This window comes from Paenibacillus sp. FSL F4-0097 (assembly GCF_038593125.1).
Taxonomy (GTDB): domain Bacteria; phylum Bacillota; class Bacilli; order Paenibacillales; family Paenibacillaceae; genus Paenibacillus_AQ; species Paenibacillus_AQ odorifer.
Genome location: NZ_CP151965.1, coordinates 1,872,059 through 1,892,755 on the forward strand (window position 1 = coordinate 1,872,059; position 20,697 = coordinate 1,892,755).

21 protein-coding genes are annotated in these 20,697 nt (G+C 42.1%); all 21 read left to right on the forward strand.

From position 1 onward, the window contains the following. The first annotated feature begins 60 nt into the window (after positions 1 to 60). A complete protein-coding gene (locus tag MHH86_RS08125; RefSeq protein ID WP_036684514.1) occupies positions 61 to 627 on the forward strand; it encodes a cob(I)yrinic acid a,c-diamide adenosyltransferase in 567 nt (188 codons plus the stop codon). Between the two features lies 1 nt (position 628). Further along, positions 629 to 1,615, forward strand: coding sequence for an RluA family pseudouridine synthase (locus MHH86_RS08130; protein ID WP_038569539.1), 987 nt, complete (start codon positions 629 to 631; stop codon positions 1,613 to 1,615). A gap of 193 nt (positions 1,616 to 1,808) precedes the next feature. Beyond that, on the forward strand, positions 1,809 to 2,174 hold the full coding sequence (locus MHH86_RS08135; RefSeq protein ID WP_076146949.1) for an arsenate reductase family protein: 366 nt from the start codon (positions 1,809 to 1,811) through the stop codon (positions 2,172 to 2,174). Positions 2,175 to 2,222: 48 nt separating this feature from the next. Then, a complete protein-coding gene (locus MHH86_RS08140; protein ID WP_076146972.1) occupies positions 2,223 to 3,134 on the forward strand; it encodes a 5'-3' exonuclease H3TH domain-containing protein in 912 nt (303 codons plus the stop codon). 399 nt (positions 3,135 to 3,533) lie between these two features. Beyond that, positions 3,534 to 4,721 carry an AAA family ATPase gene (locus MHH86_RS08145; RefSeq protein WP_179088449.1) on the forward strand — a complete coding sequence of 396 codons (1,188 nt, stop codon included), beginning with the start codon at positions 3,534 to 3,536 and terminating at the stop codon, positions 4,719 to 4,721. Further along, positions 4,721 to 5,602, forward strand: coding sequence for a hypothetical protein (locus tag MHH86_RS08150; protein ID WP_036684504.1), 882 nt, complete (start codon positions 4,721 to 4,723; stop codon positions 5,600 to 5,602). The genes MHH86_RS08145 and MHH86_RS08150 overlap by 1 nt, the downstream gene beginning before the upstream one ends. Then, a complete protein-coding gene (locus tag MHH86_RS08155; protein ID WP_036684503.1) occupies positions 5,581 to 6,408 on the forward strand; it encodes a hypothetical protein in 828 nt (275 codons plus the stop codon). The genes MHH86_RS08150 and MHH86_RS08155 overlap by 22 nt, the downstream gene beginning before the upstream one ends. Positions 6,409 to 6,421: 13 nt before the next feature. Then, a complete protein-coding gene (locus MHH86_RS08160; RefSeq protein ID WP_036684499.1) occupies positions 6,422 to 7,894 on the forward strand; it encodes an ATPase, T2SS/T4P/T4SS family in 1,473 nt (490 codons plus the stop codon). Then, on the forward strand, positions 7,872 to 8,855 hold the full coding sequence (locus MHH86_RS08165; protein WP_036684498.1) for a hypothetical protein: 984 nt from the start codon (positions 7,872 to 7,874) through the stop codon (positions 8,853 to 8,855). The genes MHH86_RS08160 and MHH86_RS08165 overlap by 23 nt, the downstream gene beginning before the upstream one ends. A 77-nt stretch (positions 8,856 to 8,932) precedes the next feature. Further along, a complete protein-coding gene (locus MHH86_RS08170) occupies positions 8,933 to 9,733 on the forward strand; it encodes a hypothetical protein (protein ID WP_218641693.1) in 801 nt (266 codons plus the stop codon). 29 nt (positions 9,734 to 9,762) lie between these two features. Further along, a complete protein-coding gene (locus MHH86_RS08175; protein WP_036684494.1) occupies positions 9,763 to 9,957 on the forward strand; it encodes a hypothetical protein in 195 nt (64 codons plus the stop codon). Positions 9,958 to 9,974: 17 nt separating this feature from the next. Continuing rightward, on the forward strand, positions 9,975 to 10,457 hold the full coding sequence (locus MHH86_RS08180) for a hypothetical protein (protein WP_036684493.1): 483 nt from the start codon (positions 9,975 to 9,977) through the stop codon (positions 10,455 to 10,457). 14 nt (positions 10,458 to 10,471) lie between these two features. After that, complete coding sequence (locus tag MHH86_RS08185) at positions 10,472 to 10,969, forward strand: hypothetical protein (protein WP_036684491.1); 498 nt, start codon at positions 10,472 to 10,474, stop codon at positions 10,967 to 10,969. A gap of 29 nt (positions 10,970 to 10,998) precedes the next feature. Then, positions 10,999 to 11,217: an EsaB/YukD family protein gene (locus MHH86_RS08190; RefSeq protein ID WP_169744750.1), complete on the forward strand. Its 219-nt coding sequence runs from the start codon at positions 10,999 to 11,001 to the stop codon at positions 11,215 to 11,217. Between the two features lie 14 nt (positions 11,218 to 11,231). Next, positions 11,232 to 12,059, forward strand: coding sequence for a DUF5050 domain-containing protein (locus MHH86_RS08195; protein WP_036684488.1), 828 nt, complete (start codon positions 11,232 to 11,234; stop codon positions 12,057 to 12,059). Positions 12,060 to 12,064: 5 nt separating this feature from the next. Then, a complete protein-coding gene (gene essC, locus MHH86_RS08200) occupies positions 12,065 to 15,949 on the forward strand; it encodes a type VII secretion protein EssC (RefSeq protein ID WP_076146941.1) in 3,885 nt (1,294 codons plus the stop codon). Between the two features lie 16 nt (positions 15,950 to 15,965). Continuing rightward, positions 15,966 to 16,313 (forward strand): WXG100 family type VII secretion target, encoded by a 348-nt coding sequence (locus tag MHH86_RS08205; RefSeq protein WP_162164277.1) that lies wholly within the window; start codon positions 15,966 to 15,968, stop codon positions 16,311 to 16,313. Positions 16,314 to 16,359: 46 nt separating this feature from the next. Then, a complete protein-coding gene (locus MHH86_RS08210; protein ID WP_036684485.1) occupies positions 16,360 to 16,659 on the forward strand; it encodes a WXG100 family type VII secretion target in 300 nt (99 codons plus the stop codon). 95 nt (positions 16,660 to 16,754) lie between these two features. Next, positions 16,755 to 17,894: an Mbeg1-like protein gene (locus MHH86_RS08215; RefSeq protein WP_038569545.1), complete on the forward strand. Its 1,140-nt coding sequence runs from the start codon at positions 16,755 to 16,757 to the stop codon at positions 17,892 to 17,894. A gap of 40 nt (positions 17,895 to 17,934) precedes the next feature. Beyond that, positions 17,935 to 18,765 carry a hypothetical protein gene (locus MHH86_RS08220; protein ID WP_076103994.1) on the forward strand — a complete coding sequence of 277 codons (831 nt, stop codon included), beginning with the start codon at positions 17,935 to 17,937 and terminating at the stop codon, positions 18,763 to 18,765. Further along, entirely contained in the window at positions 18,765 to 20,681 is a 1,917-nt protein-coding gene (locus tag MHH86_RS08225; protein WP_076317172.1) for an Mbeg1-like protein, read from the forward strand. The genes MHH86_RS08220 and MHH86_RS08225 overlap by 1 nt, the downstream gene beginning before the upstream one ends. Positions 20,682 to 20,697 lie beyond the last annotated feature (16 nt).

A 20,697-nucleotide genomic window follows, 5' to 3' on the forward strand; every position in this document is an offset into this window, starting at 1 on the left:
TATAGCAGAAAGCTTAAACTATCAGTATGTGATTTCAAGAATGGATAGGAGGCTTAAACCATGGCGATTTATACACGTACGGGTGATGCAGGTCAGACTTCAGTGATTGGCGGCCGGGTCGGCAAGGATGATGTCCGCGTCGAGGCCTACGGAACGATCGATGAGCTGAATTGTTTTGTAGGGCAAGCACGAAGCCTGATGGAAAGTGATAATTTCGACGATGTCCGCGAGCAATTGCTCGAAATACAGCATGAGCTGTTTGATTGCGGCACGGATTTAGCATTTGTTAAACTTGCTGACGGTGGTCAATATATGGTGACAAGTGAGATGGCTCAGCGGCTGGAAGGCTGGATAGATTCTCTACAAGAGGAGAATCCACCACTAGAGAAATTTATCCTGCCAGGAGGTAGTCAGCTGGCTTCGGTTCTACATGTATGCCGCACGGTTTGCCGTCGTGCGGAACGCCGGGCAGTTACCTTAGGGCGAAATGCGGACATAAACCCAGAAGCGGTGATTTATCTCAATCGATTGTCGGATTATTTTTTCGCGTTGGCTAGAACGGCTAATACACGGTCAGGGATTACTGATGTAGAATACATCCGTAGTAAAAAGGTGTTTCGAGACTAATATGACAAGCTATTATTCACCCATTACTTATATCATACCGCCAGAAGAGGATGACTTCCTGCTGAAGACAATCCTGCACAAACGGATGGATGTCTCACGCAAGCTACTCTCCCGGCTGAAGCAGACGGAACAAGGCATTACATTAAACGGTGAACGTGTATACATTAGTGTGCATGTTAAGGCAGGAGATACCGTGCAGATCCGCATGGAAACGGAGACTTCGGATGATATTTTACCGCAGCCGATTCCATTCGAGATTCTATTTGAAGATGAACATCTGCTAGTGGTTAACAAGGCAGCGGGAATTATAGTTCATCCAACACATGGACATTACACCGACACGCTTGCCAATGGCGTGGTTTATTATTGGGCGCAGAAGAATGAACGCTTCCGTTTCCGGCCTGTTCACCGCCTGGATCAGGAAACCTCCGGTGTGTTAGTGATCGCCAAAAATCCATACAGCCATCAGCATATTTCCGAGCAGATGATCGCCGGTACTGTGGATAAGCGTTACGCTGCATTTGTTCATGGGGTTCCTGCGGAGCTATCCGGTGATATCGACGGCCCTATCGACCGTGATCCTGAGGAGCCACATCGGCGTATCGTGACACCGGAAGGATATCCTTCCCTAACCCGCTATGAGGTTAAGCAGGTGTATTCGGCCGGCTCCAGAGTTGAACTAAAGCTGGAGAGTGGACGTACGCATCAGATTCGGGTCCATATGACCTCTATCGGCTGTCCACTGATTGGAGACAGCATGTATCGTCATGAGCTGTACAATCTACCAGAATTTACTTCAACGCAAAGCGAGCAGTTGGAGTCCGTTGCAGCACTCGATGCTTCCATACCGCGTCAGGCACTGCACGCAGTGCGTCTGACGTTCAAGCACCCGGTGCTTCTGCAAGAAATGATATTCGAAGCCCCGTTGCCACCTGACATGGCAGTCTTGGAGAAAATATTGGAGCAAGGTCTGACAGCGAATTTGTGATAAAATTATGATTCAGGCGATAGAGTGGCGAAGGGGAAGTTTGGAACTGTAGGAGCGATAGCGACCGCCTTTGTCTGCGGATTTCAACCGTGTTTAACGGTAAAATTGATGAAATCTGTAGACAACAGCGGCCGGAAGTCCAAACATTCCTTGTAGTTACGGTATTATTAGCCGATTATTAAAGGAGCACAGCATGAGCAAATTAAAAGTATATCAATATCCCAAATGCAGCACCTGCCGCAGCGCAGTGAAATGGTTGCAGGGACAAGGTCATGAGCTGGAGCTTCAGCACATCGCAGAGCAGCCACCTACGGTGGACGAGCTGCGTGAGCTGCTCGCGAACAGCGGCCTTGAGCTGAAGAAGTTTTTTAATACAAGCGGTGAAGTATACAAATCATTAGGTCTGAAGGACAAGCTGCCCCAGCTTACGGAACAGGAGAAGTTAGCGCTGCTCTCAAGCCACGGGATGCTGATCAAACGTCCGATTGTCACCGATGGAGTTAAAGTTACGGTGGGATTCAAAGAAGACCAATATGCCGATACTTGGACTAATGTTTAATATCAATACAACGATCAAGGGAGAGGTTTATAAGTGAGAACAGAAACAATGGGCCGGGTAATGCTTGTAGATGGAATGGCTCTGCTGTTCCGGGCCTTTTATGCGACCTCTTATGGAGGATATATTCGCAAGACAAAAGATGGATTGCCAACGAATGCGGTATATGGATTTTTGCAGTATTTTTTTGATGCAGTAAGTACGTTTGAGCCTTCTCACGTCGTATGCTGCTGGGATATGGGCAAAGGAACGTTCCGCACCGAGAAATATGATGGATACAAATCCAACCGGATCGAAGCTCCGCTGGAATTAATTCCGCAGTTTGAACTAGTAAAAGAAGTGGTGGCTGAGCTGGGTGTGCCAAACATTGGTCTTGCCGGCTATGAAGCAGATGATTGCATAGGTACGCTGGCATCCTGTTACAGCGATAATTCTGAGGTTTACATTCTGACGGGTGACCATGATATGCTGCAGCTTATTGATGAGAATGTTAAAGTCGTCATTATGAAAAAAGGACGCTCCAACTATAAAGTTTATGACCTTGCAGAATTGCTTGAGGATAAAGGTCTAACCCCTAGACAGGTTATTGACCTGAAGGGCTTTATGGGCGATACAAGTGATAATTACCCTGGTGTAAAAGGGATTGGTGAGAAAACCGCGCTGAAGCTGTTAACAGAGTACGGTACAGTTGAAGGTGTAATTGAGAATCTTCACTTGCTCCCTAAAGGTGTACGGTCCAAAATTGAAGCCGACCTAGATATGCTGCATCTATCAAGGGAGCTGGCTGAAATCCGTTGTGATGTGCCTGTGGTCTGTGAGCTGGCAGAAGCTTTATGGCAATTACAGCGTGAAACAGCCGCGCGTAAATTTCAAGAACTGGAATTCGGCAGCCTGATGCATTTGATCGCTGAGGTGCAGGACGAACGGGGAATTGTACAGATTGAGTTAGGTGATCTGGGTTAAGGAGAGAGGTTCTCTTCTGATGAAAATGTGAATAAACATAATGGCAGGTCAAGGTTACTATCCTTGACCTGCTTTTTTTGTTGTCGAATTCATGTGGAAATTTATCAATATATGTCTTTTTTTGACTGAATTACAAATTAAGGTTTCTAATCATGGATATTGGTTTAATGAAATTTCAAAGGAAATACATAGGGATTATTTTCCATAGTAGGTGATGATGAGATGAAGATACTTTTGGTCACGCACAAGTTTCAGAAGATAGTAGGTAATTATTGCAGGCGGACCATGGACGTAGTGAACGAGTCTGAATTAGTCCTTGGAGGTGTTTTGGAGTTTTTGCAAAACATCAATCCTTCTATAGATAGCATATTAATAACAGATGATGCATTATCTCTGAGGATGGAACAGAACAGGAGTGATTTAAATAACCTAATCAATTGGCTCGTAGCTAATCAAAAGTCAAATGTAAAGATTTTAATCCTCACCAGGTACATAAGGAAAGATACAGAATGGGAGAATCTCAGCTATAGATATCCGAATCTCCAAATTAAGAATTACGAATACATACGCATTACACCAGTACTATTTCAGGAAGCTCTTGAGCATTTATCCGATACCAAACCTCAATTGAAACAACATTCCAGACCTCACGACGATAAGAGTAATCACCAAAAGAGTACAGACAGAAAAGGGTCGTTTCTGGATCGCTTTAAACCGAAACCGAAAGCCCCAACTGAATTACAGGCTACGGATACCCTTACTAGGGAGCTTGATAAGATTAGCCGAGGGATTAGTCGTATTGTAGCGATAACCGGGCATAGTGGATGCGGAATTACCAGCACAACTATCAATGTTGCAAGTGAAGCGAGTAAACGGGGGCTGAATGTATTAATCGTGGATATGGATATCGAATATCGAAGTACGAATATGTATTTTAGCAGCTTTCATGAACGAACCAAGCGGGATGAAGATATAAATGCATCTCTCATCCGAACGTTAGCAAGACCTCAGGATTATTTGACTACGGCTTTTCATTTGAAAGAAAACCTATGGCTGGCTGGACTGGGTTACAGCTTTTCCGATCCCAAGTTAATCCAGCAATTTTACACCAGCTCTAAACTTGTCGGTCTGTTGTCCTTACTCCGAAACAAATTTAATTTGATCCTATTGGATCTACCACTGAACTTATTAGACAGATTTCGAGAAGCATTAATCCATATCGACAGCTTTGGCCTCTGTATTCCCAATAATCTATATGCTGTTTTAAGCACTCTGAGGAATGTGGAAGAGACACTGAATAAGGAAAATACGGCCTATTTGAATGCTAAATCAAAAGTAATTGTCACCAAATATAATGACCGTTCCAGATTTCAAGGTGAAATTTTCGTACCAGACAAGGTAAGTGCAGTTGCTACATCCGGTCTTTTAGAAAGCTTTACATACGGAATGAAAGTGGCAGGTCATATCTCTTATGACACGGACTTTGATACTCAGATTGAAACCGATGTGCCGCTTGTATATTCAAACAAAGACCATGAGCGGGCATATGGAAATATACTTCTTAGATTACTGGAGGGGAGTAGCTAATGGATTTAAGTGGGCTTAAAAACGCGACACCCAATAAGCAAATGTTCAAGCGGGTTGCAGCATTGCTCTTTAGTCTATTGATCATCGTGGTTTCTTATATGTTCATTACGAAAGCCAGCAAAGATGCCAGCGATGTGGTAGAGGTGTTGCGGGTCAAGCAGAGTGATGGTATTCCGGCTTACGTAGTCATTACGGAGCCTATGATTGAGAAATACAATATTATCAAAAAAGAATACACGGAGGACATGGTGTTGTCTGAAGATATAGATTCGGTGAAGGATAAACTGTCCGCATATTATCTTCGAGAAAACAGCGTGCTCTACAAAGATCAGTTGCTGGATGAAAAACCGCAAAAAAATGAATGGCTGTATCAAGTGAATGAGGAAAATGAGGTCTTGACGCTTCCTTATAATTTTCTGGAGGTTGGTGGAGATATTCTAATGCCAGGAGACCGTGTTCGTATCCGTGTGTCCTATGAGGTAGAGGAGAAGGATGCCCCGGGTGGCAATCCAAACGCTATTTATTCCGAGTCCACGAATACGATCAAAAAAACTGAAGTATTGTTTGAAAGCATTGTTGTGAAGGATATGCTCAACGCAAGTAGTCATTCCATCTACGAAGTATATAAAGAGGTGCAGAAACTGGATGAGGATAAGAAACAAAATGTTATGAAGAGTAAAGATTTCTTAAAGAACATTCAACCTAAAGCATTACTCCTCGAGGGGACGAGTGCACAAATTAACAATTATGCCAAATACAAAGGACTTAATGGAAATTCATTTCTGATTACCATACTGAGCAGAAAAAGTAGTGATGTCATCATTGACCAACTGCCCACTTTGGAGAAAGAGGTGGAATCGTGGATCGGAAAAGAGGATTAGGAATCGACAGCATTTTTCAGAAAATATCATCTAAGGATCTCGTCGGTGCCGAACTTCAAGAGAATAATCTGATTTATAGTGTAGTAGGTTTTATACCTGCTTGTGATGGCGTAGATAATGCCATGCTCATAAGCAACTTAGGATATTTGTTATCTCAAAAGGGTCTAAATACTTGTGTGGTTGACCTTAAGGTGTTTTATCCGAACTTATATCAATTTCTAGATGTCCCTGCACATAAGAAGGGGCAAGGATTAATTAAGGTGTTAAAAAGCGACAAGGTAGATTTCCGAGATGAATTGCAGCGGACCAAATACGAGAAGCTGTTCCTGTTATCAGCTAGTCCACAGGATCTAATGGAGGAGTATTTTGATTTTGAGTTTGGAAATTTAGAGCGTGTAATTACTACACTTAAGCAGATGTTTGATATCGTGCTGATCGACATTCCCAACAACCCACCATTGGAATTTTGTCTGGGTGCCATGAAGTATTGTCACATAGGATTCTTTACGGCAACAGAGAGGATGGAAGCTACCATAAATATGGTGAAGCTGCTGGATTATGCTAAATCGGTGGGGATAAGTACGGCTAAGTTCACCAGTGTGGTGATGATGAATATTCAGCATATTGAATTTGATTATAAGGTTATGAAGGACATGGGTTTTAACATAGTTTCTGTACTGCCACTTGTGAAGGATGCCGTAGTTCGTGCACATGAGGGCAGGCTGTACATAAAAGATAACCCCCTAATTAATAAATATTTTAAAAAAGAGATCCAAAAGCTGGCCGATCGGTTGGCGGATCAGTAAAGGGGAGAGCGACTTGCTGACACGTGCGAAAATTAGCGATATGCAGCAAAAAGTACTGCATCAGGTAGGGCCGAAGGAGAACATGGAGGATCTGGCTAGTAAATATACGACCATAAGCTTTGATGAGGCTTTGGAGTTATGCCAAAAATATATTACGAAAATAACGACACATGCCTATAGGCGAGAAAACGACCCTGCTCGAAAACGCGAAATGACTAAGGCATACATAAATGAATTTGTAGACGCGCAGAAACCTTCTGTCGAGGGATTTTATGATCTAGCAGAGTTGAAAAACGCACTCACCAATGAAATCACTCACTATGGTCCCATTACCAAGGCTATGGAGGACCCTAGTATAGATGAAATCAGAGCCAACGGGCCTGATCAAATCTTTGTGGAAAGCGGCGGAAGAAGCCTGCAGTGGGATCAAAATTTTACAGATCGTGATCATATGGAACGGATTATCGCCAAGCTTATAGGTATCTCCAAGGTTCGGCTGATTCCAAAGATACCCATGGTAAATGCCAGAACGATTGAGGGATATCGTGTGAATGCCACTCATGCTGAGATCTCACCGTATGATCAACCGGCGTTTGTGATCCGAAAGTTCAGCAAGAAGAGTATTGTTCCAAAAATGCTCATTGAGAATAAATCCTTCTCCTCAAATATGTATAAATTATTGTCTTTGATCCCGAAATCAGACTTATCTTGGATTACAGTGGGACCGACAGGAAGCGGAAAGACAACGCTAAATGAAATTCTTGTGAAGGAGATCAATCCTCTATCAAGGATTATTACCATTGAAAATCCTTCGGAGATGAGATTGATTCAAAGAGAAGATAACAGCGAACACGGTAGAGTGCTGAATGATGTGTTGCAATACGAGTCGGTCCCTGATGATGATGACTCAAGCCCAGCGACTATGGAAAATTTGCTTATTAATGCGATGAGACAGTCACCTCACTGGATTGGACCAGGGGAGCTTCGAACACCCGGTGAATTCGCCACAGCGCTTCGAGCAGCACAGACGGGACACTATTTCTTTTCCACCCTTCATGCAGAGGGGGATAAGGAAGCGATCTTTAGATTTCTAACGGCCTATCTAATGGCCTCTAATGAGCCAGCGGAACTTGCTCTACGAAATATCTGCAGTGCTGTGAAATTTGTAATCTTTCAAGAGAAACTGGCAGATGGTACTCGTAAAGTGACTTCAATTTCAGAGATTTTGGGCTCAGATGGCTTGAATCCACTGATTAATCAAATCTATAGATTTGATTGTGATGATGTTATTGAAGAGATGATTGAAGGCAAGAAGATGATCAAAATTGTTGGCAGACATTTACGTGTAGGAAAGATCTCGGAGAATGTACAGCAGCTAATGCTCAAGGCCGGAATTAAGAAAAGCAGGTTTGAGTTCTTTACCAAGGATCCGTTGGAGGGCGAAACAGAGGTGTACGAATTCGATGAATACAACTTTAATCATTAGTCTACTTCTTGGTATGGCTGCATTTGTACTATTTAACGCCATCTTTGAGGTCAAGTTTTTTCAGGGTTCTGTAAGATATGTTCTCGACGTTATGGATACCCTCGCAGAGTACCTAGGCAAGTATAACACGAAGCGTTATGTTGACCGGATCAAGAAGGAGCGAATCGTCAGGCAGAAGGAAAATATTTATGCGAAATACAATCGAATGGTAGAGGGTTTGATTTTAGACTTTAATATGCCGTTTACGCTGGAGAGCTTTACCTCGATGCTGTGCATTTGCTTTGCGATTATAGCTCTGCTAGTGGTTCTGCTTATGAAAAGCGTTACGCTTTCGCTTGTGATTACGATTTCAATTTTTGTAGGATTGTTTACTTTTTTCGTGATGCAGTCTAGAGCCATCCAAGCAGAACGGCTTGAAAATATAATGGATGCCGAAGATGTGATTTGTCCGTTAGCCCGTGAAGGTGTACTAGTAGCCATTAAAAAGGTGATGGAGAGCGATGAATATATCAGTCCTAATCTTAGGCCATATTTTCAGCAATTTATAGATAATTGCGACAACAACGGCTATTCCTTTAAGCAAGCTATTACGCTATTAAATAGACAGCTTGGTCCCAAATTTGATAATTTCACAAAAAAAGCAGTGGTCTTCGAATATAACGAAAGAAAAGGTATGGCAGACATTTTCCTCGATATTGTAGATGAAAATGCCGTGCTGCGCGAGATTAACTCTAAAAAGGAACGGATTTTTAGAAAGATGAATCGAGATTTTATGTTTAAAACCGGAATTATTGTGCTTTTTTTCTTGTACGCATTAACTGTAAAGGATTTTAGAGAATTTATGCTTGAAAGCAATGTTGGGAAATTGATCAACACGATATTGATTAGTGTCATTTGTTTAAGCTTTGCACGCAGTCAGGTACTCCAAGGGAACGTCGGCATGGGTGGTGAGCGCAAATGATATTCCTAGTTAAGCTGATAGCCATGCTCTTCATCCTTTATTTGATCAAGATATTGTTATACCCCTTCTTCAAGCCTGTGAGCAGAAAACAGAAAAAACGTGCACGTCAATATATCAAGCAGCGTAAAAATGCGGCGCTAAAAGAGAAGTTCAACCAATATAAACGAAGAATTGCAATGAAATATGTTAAAGGGTTATTGGGAAGTGCTGAAAGATTAAGATTCAAGAAAATCATTGACCGACTTGATCTACAAAAGACTCCAGAGGAAATACGGACCGAGCAATTCATGTACACGCTAAGTGCTATTGTGATTATGTTGTTGCTATGGAAGGTGAACATCCTGCTTGGCTGTATCTCTGCCATCTTCATCATGCTGGGCTGGCTCTATCCGGTGGTCGAGTTGGAGAAGATTATCGATAAGAAGAACAAAAATATATCCCTGGATTTCCCAGCCTTTTATAGTATGGTCTATTACCAGTATATAAAGTCGGTTAACATTCATTTCTCAGATGTGCTTAAGGATTACATTCCTAGTGCAAATCCTGATATAGCCGAGGAGCTCGGTGTGATGCTGGACAATATTGATTACGGAGAAGAATTCGCTTTTAAGCAGCTGAAGAAACGGATTCCGATGCATTACGTGATCAAGTTCTGCGACATTATGGAGACGAGGCTTAAAGGATACGATAATGTGTCTCAGATGGCATATCTCAAGAATGAATTAGATGGCTTCAGAATCAGGGCTTTGGAAGAAGAGCTGGAGAGTAGGCAGCGCAGCAGCGCAAGGATCCAGTTTCTACTTATTATAGTGTTGGCTATTTATATCGTTATGTACTATTTGTTTACCATTCTGAGTTCAATGAAGATGTTTCAATAAGCCAAATTTATTTATAGGGGGATAAACGAATGAAGACAGATCTTAAGGAATTGCTAGTGGAGGAAAAAGGAGAAGTAGGGATCAAGCAAATTGCCATCACGGTTGGCGTTATTATTTTAATTGGAGTGGTAGTGACCTATCTAAAGGGTGGAGTACTGACAGGATGGGTTGATGATGTTTGGGAATTCTTATTCGATGATTTGATTGGAAAGATGGTTAGCTAATTTGGGGTGAAAACACAATGCAAGGGATAGCAAAGGCAGTATTACTTACCATTCTGACCTCGGTTACGATTTTGCTGTTTGTAAATTTGGCTTTCTTTTTCCCATGGTATTTAACGCTGGTCACAGAGACGTATAGTGTTTCGCAGATTGTAGCTGGTGATAACTACTTGAAGGAATCGTATTATGAGGATGTTATGGAGAGATTACAGGAGCGCCCTATTTACCGAGATAAAGCCGATGATATTGTCATTACGGTCACTAATGCAGATCATGATAATGCGATTGGAAATGATGATGAAACCTCATATTACGATGAAGGGAACGAATGGAATAAACCTTATCGGCAAAGAGGCGAACCGCTTACGGTTGAGATTAAAGCTGTATATCCTTTCTCTATCACTTTATGGGGAAAGAAGCTGGAGCGTGAAATTCCGGTCCACTTCTCCATGTCAACGACAGGCCTGAAACATTATAAGGATCTGGACTACTATATAGATTGATAGGATGACTTTGTGTGAAAAATATTGCAGTAGGAGTATTGTTGATTATTCTAGTGTCAATTGTTGTGGAGCCTTTGGTGGAGATGGGCATTGTATTTAGAGAGAAGGTAGTGCTGAGCACTGCGATCTCTAATGCTTGCCGGGCAGCCAAGGATCGGAGTTTAGAGTATGAACTGCTACGTGGACTGGATGCGGTGATTAACGAGGAGAGGTTCAAAGAATACTTTTCAGATGCGTTCGAAAGTGCTCTAAATGTATCGGAACAGACCGATAATGGCAACGTGCTTACATTTACCTCCAATGATGATAGATACAATGATTTTACGGTAAATTTAGATTTTTCTAACATAGAGAACACCCAAACCAGCCAATGGGTATCAGAAGTTAATGTGAAAGCACAGGCAACATACAAATTTAAAACCAGATACTTAAAGCTCGCTGAAGAAGCAGACAAAGAAGTAGATTATCAGTTAATTAGCGAGAGGAAATATATTCTCTCCGTTAAGAATTGATGAAAGGAATAATCAGAATGGACTATATCATGGTTACTTTTCAAACGGATACAGGTCTAAGAATGGACCTAAAAGTCCCGGTGTTTGTGACTATAGAAGAACTGTTAGACATGTTAACGGAGTCCTTGAGCTTAAAGGAGAGAAGCGGGGCTAAGCTTCAGGCTGAGCCATTAGGCAGAATATTAAGTAATAGTAAAACCTTGGATCAAGAAGGTGTAGCCCAAGGCGCACTGCTCACACTTATCTGAGAAGGGGCAATGAAATGAATGGCAACCTGCAAAGTGGCGGATTAATCCTAAAGGCTGATGAATCTCTTTTTATTACGGATATTAAAAACTATTCAGGAACCTATTCTTTGGACAGAGCGAATGATCAAGCTGTGCCTATTCATTATGAGGGTTTGTTCTGGTTCATGAATGAGGCTGGCAATTTCCTTTATTACAGTGATCAGTTAAAGGGAAATGTGCTCTGTAAGCTTGATATTGTAAAGCAACATTCAGAAGTATTGTTAGACAAACCTTGTTATCAGCTTCAGCGACATGAAGATTGGATCTACTATATTCACGAGGAGGACCATCGATTATATCGCTGTTCTACTAGTGGTAAACGTGATATGAGGCTGATTGATGAGCATGTGGAGAGTTTTCTCTTGTACGAAGGACAAATCTACTATGCTACACCAAATGGGATTAAGAGGAGCACAGAATCCGGTGAGGCAAGTGAAAAGATTAGTGAATTGGTTACAAGTTTACTGATTCGGATAGGAAATAAGCTGTGTTTTTCAGATGCCGAGAATGGACATCGCTTGACGCTACTTGATGTGGAGCGTCATACGGTAACTATGGTAGACAATATAGTTGCCCTTAGTATAAGCACGGATGACAAATATATTTATTGTGCTAACCGATTAAATGACAACAGTATATATCGCGTAGATCCATTGCATGGAGGGAGTATTCGAATATCTGGGGAAAGCGCGGACTATTTACATGTTCTGGACAATGATCTTTATTTTTGCAGTGGTCGTGAATGGCATCGAATCTCTCTATTTGGTGGAGAGGCGGAGACAATAACCTTTATAGGAAGGTAGATCTAATGAGCTATGAATTCAGTCGTCAGCCCCGTTTTCTACCGGATATGCCCCGGGGAGAAATTGATGTTCCTAATCCACCTATGATTAACGAGAAACCAGAGATCTCTTGGTTCGGAATATTGCTTCCACCTATCGTAATGTTGATTATTACCGTATTAATCGCAATGACTTCACAGTCCATCTATTTACTGATCTCAGTTGCGACCACAGTAATGACACTGATTGGCTCATTGACAGGAGCAACTTCTCAGATTCGGAAATATAAGCTAAAGAAGAAGGAACGGGAAGAAAAATATCTTCAATTTATAACCGATGTCCGCAGCGATTTGTCGATAGCTCGCGAACAACAGGTGAAAGCCATGAATGAAATGAGCCCGGATCCTGCGGAATGTGTGCAACGAATCTCGCGCAGGGATAACAAGCTATGGGAAAAAACGCCTTCACATAATGATTTTCTGGCTCTGCGGATCGGGGTGGGAAGTGTACCCCTGGAACTGCACATCAAATACACCAAACAGGCGATCATCCTTGAAACAGACCCGCTGCTGATGGAGCCGCAGAGATTGGCCATGGAATTTGAGAAGGTCCCGAACGTTCCTATAACGGTTAATCTGTTGACTACCGAAATATGCGGGATTGCCGGTGAAAGCGATAAAACAGCTGTGCTAATAAAACTGATGCTGCTACAGCTTGTGACTCATCATGGTTATGACGATGTCAGGGTTATTGTTCTTGCCGCAGAGGATGAATTGGAGAAATGGGATTGGCTGAAATTTGTACCCCACCTATGGGATGACGGTTTTAATATCAGATTTCTTTTATGTGGTAAAGCCATTGCCCATCAGACCTTGTCCGAGATTTATGGCTCTTTGAAGGAGCGGGAGATGAGGTCTTTGAGCGGTGGTGTATTGCCCCATTATCTCTTTATTGTAGAGGACGCTTCCTTACTTGAGAATGAGCTAATCAGTAAATATTTGTACAACGGCAGTGTAAAGCTTGGAGTATCAACCCTTTTTATCGCCAAGAATTCCGCTTATTTGCCCATGAACTGTAAAACGGTTATTCATTTAAACGGAAAAAACGGTGAAATGGCCAATCGATTAACCGGGGAGAAGATCGTATTTACTCCGGATCAGGCAGATATAAAAGATTTAGATCTAGTCGCCAGAAAGCTCGCACCGCTACGAATCAAAAATTCAAGTGCTAATTTCTCACTTCCATCCTCCATCACACTGATGGAAATGCTACAGAACGAAAAGGTATCTGAAGTAAATGTAATGTTGAACTGGACCCGCAACAAAACCTATATGGGCATGAGTGTACCTATAGGGGTGAGGGCTGGTGGAGAAGCTTTATATTTAGACATGCATGAGACGGGGTTCGGGCCCCATGGTCTTGTAGCCGGGACAACAGGTTCTGGCAAAAGTGAATTATTACAAAGTATCATCGTATCCCAAGCCATTCATTACCATCCGCATGATATTGCTTTTGTTCTTATTGATTATAAAGGGGGCGGCATGGCAGATGTATTCAAGGGAATGCCTCATCTGGTCGGTACCATTACGAATTTGGATGGGAATCAAACGACGAGAGCACTGCTATCTATCAAAAGTGAGCTCATGCGGCGGCAACGTGTCTTCTCGGAATATGGCGTGAACAATATTGATAAATACCAGAAATTATTTTATAGCAAAAATGTAAAAGGTGACATGCCAGCCATTCCCCATCTGATTATGATTGCGGATGAGTTCGCGGAGCTTAAGCAGGATCAACCGGATTTCATGAAAGAGCTTGTAAGTACGGCCCGGGTAGGTCGAAGCCTTGGCGTCCATTTGATCCTTGCCACCCAGAAGCCTGCCGGCGTAGTGGATGACCAGATATGGAGTAACTCGAAATTTAAAATATGTCTTAAAGTGCAGGATGAGGCTGACAGTCGGGATGTTATTAAACGTCCTGATGCGGCCATGATTAAGGAACCGGGAAGGGCGTATATACAGGTCGGAAATGATGAGATCTTTGAGTTGTTCCAATCTGCGTATTCTGGTGCTGATTATGATCCGAAAGGCGAACTGCAGAAACAGGAGAACAAGACCAAACGAATCTATAAGGTAGCTCTGAATGGTAGAAGCGAGCAGATCTTTCCGCTTGAGGAAGAGAAATTCTCCCCAAATGAGTCTGCTTCCCAACTGCATGCCATGGTTGAATACATTACAGAAACCGCCAAGCAATATGGGATTTCTCCAATGAAAGGGCCTTGGCTACCGCCACTGCCTGAAGTAGTCTACCTCGATTTATTGCTGCCGAATAGCTTAGCAGATGGTAGATGGCCGCAGCAGCAGAAACTGCTCAGTGTGCCAGTGGGGATCATGGATGATCCAAGAGGACAGAGACAGGAAGCGCTGGAGATAGATTTTGCATCTGAGGGGAATCTGTTTGTCTATGGAACGCCGGGTACAGGTAAAACCGTGTTCCTCAAAACGTTATGTTTATCGCTGGCTCTAATGTATCCGCCGGATGACGTCAATATCTATATTATGGATTTTGGCGGAAGCTCACTCAAAGCTATGGAGAAACTCCCTCATGTCGGTGGGGTAATGACACTGGAGCAAGAAGATAAAATTGACCAATTTATGCGCTTTATGTTCAGGGTTATGGAGGATCGAAGAACGCTGTTTCAAAATAATGGAAGTGAAGGGTTCAATGATTACCGTAGAAGTGGACGAAAACTGCCCGCATTTATAGTCATAGTCGACAACTACTTTGCTTTATCGGAGACCTACGAAGATTTTGACGCTCAAATGGTGCTGCTGGCTCGTGAAGGTTTTAAATACGGTATTTATATGGTCGCTACAGCAACCAATAGTGCTTTGGTCAGATATAAATTTTCGGTTAACTTCAAAATGGCGATCAGCTTCCAGATGACTGAGAAGAGTGAATATGATGGTATTGTAGGACGAACGGAAGGCTTGGAACCCGCTAAGGTTGCAGGCAGAGGATTGGTAAGAGGCAAGCCGCCTTTGGAATTTCAGACTTCGCTTCCTGAATATCAACATACCGCTACCGAGCTCATCTTGAAGAGAATGGAGGCTTTGAATCTAACTGGAGCCGCACCAATTCCGGTGATGCCTTCTACGATTGATCTGCGGCAGCTCAATAATAATACAGAGCAACTGGCAATAGGCTTGGGCAACAATGATTTACAGCCTGTGTTTATAGACCTTGTTGCAACACCAGTGCTGATGATAGCTGGAGAGGCTATGTCAGGAAAGAGCACTTTACTTGTATCGTGGATGAAGCTGCTGAGCGAAAAGGAGGATCTAGAGGTATATGCGCTGGATTCATCTGCTATGGGCATTTATGAACTGATACAACAGTCTTACGTAACGGATTTATCGAACGTGGATGATTTGGACAATTTCATTGATGGGATCAAAGAACAATTGGAAACTAGACGCAGTGAGCTTCTCTCATGCAGAATGTCCGGTGGTGACGTTGGCGCTCTGATGAAACAGTGGAAGCAGATAATCTTCGTTATTGATCGTCTAAGTGAATTTACGAGCGGAGACAAGTATATGCTGCATGAGCTGATTGAACGAATTGTGAAGCAAGAACGCGGCATGAAGGTAGCTGTTCTAGCGACAGATAACACAAATGATCTTACCTCTAATTGGGATTCCTTGGGCAAGACTATCCGAGAAGAACAGACCGGGATCCTGCTAGGTAGAATGAAAGAACAAAATCTTTACAATGTGTCCTTACCTTACGGAATCCAGGAGAAAGATGGGGAGCAAGGTGATGGCTATCTCATTGTAAAGAATAAATATACCGGATTAAGATGTGCCGTATGGAGTAAGGAGAATCGAGTTAATGCGGGAGTAGGAGTTTAGGATGGAGGTGCAGCTAGTGTCAGTTAGTCCATCAGAAATCAGGGGAAACGCTTCACAAATCCATAGTCTAATCAATGAAGTGAACAGTACTTCAAAAAAACTGCAAAGTGATTATACACAATCGGCCAGCTATTGGACCGGTACGGCTTCTAAAGCATTTCAAAGTGAATACAACGAGCTGGATAGCGAAATGAAGACCCTGCTTACAATGCTGGATAGGCTCGAAAGTGGGGTCCAAAGAGTGGCTTCAGAAGTGATCCGTGCTGAACAGGAAAGAGAAGAAAAGCGAAGACTAGCAGAGAAAGCGGCGCAAGAGGCACTGAAACAAAAGCAATTAGAAAAGCAAAAGCAAAGCCAGAAGTAATGACAGGGGTGTTGAGATAGAAATGCTTTGAAAGGAGGTGAATAATGTGGCGGGAAACAATCTTACATTTAATCCGGATCAGGCACTAGGTGTAGCTAAGTCTATTAAAACCAAAGCAAACAATGCAGATACTCTTATCAAACAATTGCAATCTGAAATTCATGCTGTTAGCGGTTGGTGGCAAGGAGAATCACAAACTGCTTTTATACAACAATTCGATGGACTTATGCCTAGTTTTAAGGAAATGGTTCTCTGTGTAGAGAACATCAGTAAGAACCTAACGCAAATTGCTAACATCAAGCAACAAGCCGAGCAAGAAATGGCAAGTAAACTGCGTGGAAAATAATGCTGGCATACATAACAAGGCAGATTTTGAGCTATCTGCCTTGTTAGTATGATTTTAAGTAAGTATGAAGTGAATTTATTTGGGGGGATCTGTAAGTGAAGCTGACCGAACAACAATACATAACACTGGCATCAGTTGTAGAAGCAGCAGACGGTCTCGAACTGACGGATAGTCTGGCTTTTGCTGGTGCAGCAGCCTATGCCTATAGAGATGAGCATGATGATAGATTAATTATCTTTACATATAAAGGAAAAGATTGGCTTGCGGATCTGCAGTCTCTGTTAAGCGGTCAGAGCAGCATGCCGGAGGAAGCATCAAGATTTTTATTAAAAAACAAAGGGGAGAAGGATTGCCAGGTTACTGGTTATTCCATGGGCGGTGCCTTAGCTCTTTATGCAGCAGCGGTTAATGAGGGGATTGGTGGTGTGGTATTCGACGCACCAGGTATAGCAAACATTCTGACTGCGGAGCAAAGGGGAAAGCTTCAGGTTAAAAATATTGTGGCTTATAACAGTCTTGTATCCGCGTTAGGCAAACACAACGAAGAGATTGTATTTGCTAAATCGGGTATAGAAGAAACGGAATTTCTAATTCCTGATTCGCTTTGGCAGCGCTATACCTTTGACTCTGAGGGGAGCGTGATTATAGGTGAAAAAGGGAATGCCTATGCTTTGCTATCCAAGATTAATATCCTAACGGAAGAGCATACGCCTGTTTTTGATGCTGTTATGAGTGGATTTGGGGATACCGTCGGACTAACAGAATCTGCATCGGATCATTTGGGTTACGTGATATTTACCTTAATAGATCAGTTGGATGTAGGAAAAGTGCGAGGTGCACTGATTGAAATTGCCCACAAATATGAACGAATGTTGGATGCGAAGTTCAGCGAGTGGAGAACCGAAATGAATAATATTCCGGAATCCTTCTTATTCGATGACATCCGTGCGAAATTTGAACAACTATCTGAAGCATCCATGCTAGAGGCAGCGGGAATAGCAGAAGAGCTTAATGAAATCACGCAAGCTGTCTTATCCATCCTGCTGATTTGCAGTCCGGTAGGGGATAAGCTGATGGACCATGTAGAGGAATGGTTGAATAAACTGACAAATGCCCTCATGGAACGTATGGAGAAACTAACGAACCAAATGACATTACATCTCGATAAGGTGGTTGAAACAACCATGAATCAAATGCTCAAATTTCCAGAATTGAAGCTGGATTTTGAGTTCTGATTACTAACTGGAATCGCCATCAAAAAGGAGTGAAGCCAGCATGAAAAAGATTTATACAAGGAAGGTGTTGACTCTGATGTTGATATTATCAATGTTCAGCTTTATGGGATGTGGCTCTAGAGAGGAGAAAAGTGAAAAGAAAATTTTGAGCTCCTTGCAGGAAAAGTATGGCGAGGAATTCATCCTTGATGGCATAGGCGGCGGTTGGGGAACGATGAACAACAATACATTGAAGGCGACTGTGCATCCTAAGAAGGATGACACGATTAATGTACGGGTGGAAATCACGAAGGATTTGGAAAAGGTGTATGACAACTATTTAAACCAGGTGGTAGCAAAAAAAGACGAACCAATGATTCAAGCAATCGCTGCTAGCATTTGGCCTGACAGTAAAATTATCGTTGCCAACGAAACGGGGTTGGTTTACCCCAAGCATAACGATACAAAGATTTCCTACGAGCAATTTCTGAAGTTATATCCAACGAATACGCTGGTGATTTCAGTCTATTTAAATAGTGATAACTATGTTGATGGTAATGGAGATATGGACCAAGAGGCAGAAATGAGAAAATATATGGATTTTGCAAAAATACTAGCAGAAAATAAATATGTGAGTAGTCTGATAGGGATAGGATACCTCACTCCAGAGGCCTATGGTCGATTAGAAGAGGTCAAAAAGGCAGAGGAAAGTGTTGACATATATTTTAGTGACGAAACCAAAAAAACAGGAATTATTAATATAGTTACAATGGCTGGATTCAAATTAGGAGTTGATGGAAAGATTGTAGAATCTCAAGACAAGATTAGAGAATTCTTTGATATATGGAAAGAGGACAGAATAAAAAGAATGGAACAAAGAGGGGGATTGTAATGGACGATACGCTTACAGAGGTAGAGTTAAAGCAGATCTCACAACTTGTTTATTTAGATATACTCAACATTAAGGATTTGGAAAAAACATATGCATTATATAAAAAAATCACTCTCGGCGAAGTTCTCAACTTCTACGCTTCTCCCGCAGGTCAGCAACAATTAAAAGAACGCTTTCCTGACGATCTTAACGGAGTCAAAGAATACAAGCAGTGGAATGATCTCATAGAGCAGATGAATATATCTGATTATCAGAATTGGGAAATCTCCAATATCGTCTCTCATAATAAAAAAGAGGAATCAGGTTTTGTTGCATTTACAGTAGATACCAAGAACGGGGCAAAGGTAGCGGCGTTCCGGGGTAGTGAACCAATGGATAACCCGCTTTACCATAATGACTGGAAAAACAACGGAACAACTGCATATGCCCTTGAATCTTTACAACAGGCGGAAGCTAAAGAATATATGGATAATTTCAAAATAGATGCGGGTTATGAATTGTTTCTGACTGGGCACTCGCTAGGAGGTAATCTAGCCCTATATTCCTCTTTTATATTACCTGAGAATTTACGGAATCAGCTAACTTCCGCATCAACGTTTAATGCACCGGGATTTAATGGAACCTTGCTTGATAAACACAGGGCCACTATAGATGATTTGAATGAGAATGACAAAATTAAAGAGTTCAGAAATAAAAATGACATCGTTCCGGCCTTATTTCAAAATCCATCGGCAGGTATTTACATTGATACTGAATCTGAAAGGAATACCGTGCTGCCACATCATTCCTTATTCTCACTAAAGATCGACGGGAACAATGAGTCCTTTCAACGTTCAGAGTCACAGACTCGGGCTTTGGTTCCTAACCTTGTGCATAATATTACAGTTGGTTTAGAAATTGTGCCGGGGCCACTAAAGGAAGCATTGGTTGAAGGGATTTTTAAAGTATTGGATGGGGAAGTAGATCTGCGGCCATTAGCGTTTGCGGGAATAGCCGTAGTTGGGCTTTTAATGGTGACTGTTGGGCCCGTTGCAGTTGTTACTGCGGCGATTACTGCAGCGTTAGCTGCGCTCGTTGTCACTATAAAAGCTCTGGTTGCGCTTTATGTGATTGGTTTTGTAATTGACAGTGTGATTCCCTGGATTGAGCAAAAGGTGGAGGATATCAAGGAGAGAGTGGTCTCCTTTTATAATCAAAGTGTTGAATTTGTAACGAATATGGTGACAGAAGCTGTCCGAGTGACTAATTTGATCGGTGATAAAATTGAGGAGTTTTCACAAAAGGTAAAGCACGCAGTCTCTGATTTTATGACGAAATTAAAAGAGGGCTTTAATCGTTTTGTAGAGAATGCCATTCAGTATATTGAAGCTCAGAAGGAATATTGGATTAGTGTAAAAGACAAAGCAATGAAGAAAATGGGGGATATATTCCAAAGTGTAAAATCTAAAATTAAGAAAACTAAGGAAGAATTTATCGCTGGCGTACGCACGATTAAAGATTCAGCGATCAGCAAAGTCAAATCGACCGTAACGAAAACCATAACGAAGATTGCAGTTGCATCTGCTAGTGTCATTCAAGGAGCCAAGATTTTGGCGAATATGGATAAACTGGAGAGCCTGCAGAAAAGTCTGGTGCGTAAGGAAGAGAGCATTGCTGAAGCCGTCGAGAGGATATTATCTATAGCTTCTGGAGTCAGTTCTAACGTGGGCAGGACTTACAGTGAATCTTATGTTCAAGCTCAATTAAGAGAAGTTCAACGTTTAAGCAATGAAGTCCGGACACAGAAAAATCGTGTAACAACAGCGATTAACGGAAAAACTGCAGGTTTAAGATACACAGTTACAAAATATCGAGAGATTGAATCCAAAATTGTTGCAGCTGCCCGTGCAAGTACTACCACAATACATCTTAACTAATTATATCAGGAAATAG

What these genes read in the sequence shown, in the direction of transcription:
- MHH86_RS08125 (WP_036684514.1), top strand. Translation starts at nt 61, where the DNA reads ATGGCGATTTATACACGTACGGGTGATGCAGGTCAGACTTCAGTGATT.
- MHH86_RS08130 (WP_038569539.1), top strand. Translation starts at nt 629, where the DNA reads ATGACAAGCTATTATTCACCCATTACTTATATCATACCGCCAGAAGAG.
- MHH86_RS08135 (WP_076146949.1), top strand. Translation starts at nt 1,809, where the DNA reads ATGAGCAAATTAAAAGTATATCAATATCCCAAATGCAGCACCTGCCGC.
- MHH86_RS08140 (WP_076146972.1), top strand. Translation starts at nt 2,223, where the DNA reads ATGGGCCGGGTAATGCTTGTAGATGGAATGGCTCTGCTGTTCCGGGCC.
- MHH86_RS08145 (WP_179088449.1), top strand. Translation starts at nt 3,534, where the DNA reads ATGGAACAGAACAGGAGTGATTTAAATAACCTAATCAATTGGCTCGTA.
- MHH86_RS08150 (WP_036684504.1), top strand. Translation starts at nt 4,721, where the DNA reads ATGGATTTAAGTGGGCTTAAAAACGCGACACCCAATAAGCAAATGTTC.
- MHH86_RS08165 (WP_036684498.1), top strand. Translation starts at nt 7,872, where the DNA reads ATGAATACAACTTTAATCATTAGTCTACTTCTTGGTATGGCTGCATTT.
- MHH86_RS08175 (WP_036684494.1), top strand. Translation starts at nt 9,763, where the DNA reads ATGAAGACAGATCTTAAGGAATTGCTAGTGGAGGAAAAAGGAGAAGTA.
- MHH86_RS08180 (WP_036684493.1), top strand. Translation starts at nt 9,975, where the DNA reads ATGCAAGGGATAGCAAAGGCAGTATTACTTACCATTCTGACCTCGGTT.
- MHH86_RS08190 (WP_169744750.1), top strand. Translation starts at nt 10,999, where the DNA reads ATGGTTACTTTTCAAACGGATACAGGTCTAAGAATGGACCTAAAAGTC.
- MHH86_RS08195 (WP_036684488.1), top strand. Translation starts at nt 11,232, where the DNA reads ATGAATGGCAACCTGCAAAGTGGCGGATTAATCCTAAAGGCTGATGAA.
- essC (WP_076146941.1), top strand. Translation starts at nt 12,065, where the DNA reads ATGAGCTATGAATTCAGTCGTCAGCCCCGTTTTCTACCGGATATGCCC.
- MHH86_RS08220 (WP_076103994.1), top strand. Translation starts at nt 17,935, where the DNA reads ATGAAAAAGATTTATACAAGGAAGGTGTTGACTCTGATGTTGATATTA.
- MHH86_RS08225 (WP_076317172.1), top strand. Translation starts at nt 18,765, where the DNA reads ATGGACGATACGCTTACAGAGGTAGAGTTAAAGCAGATCTCACAACTT.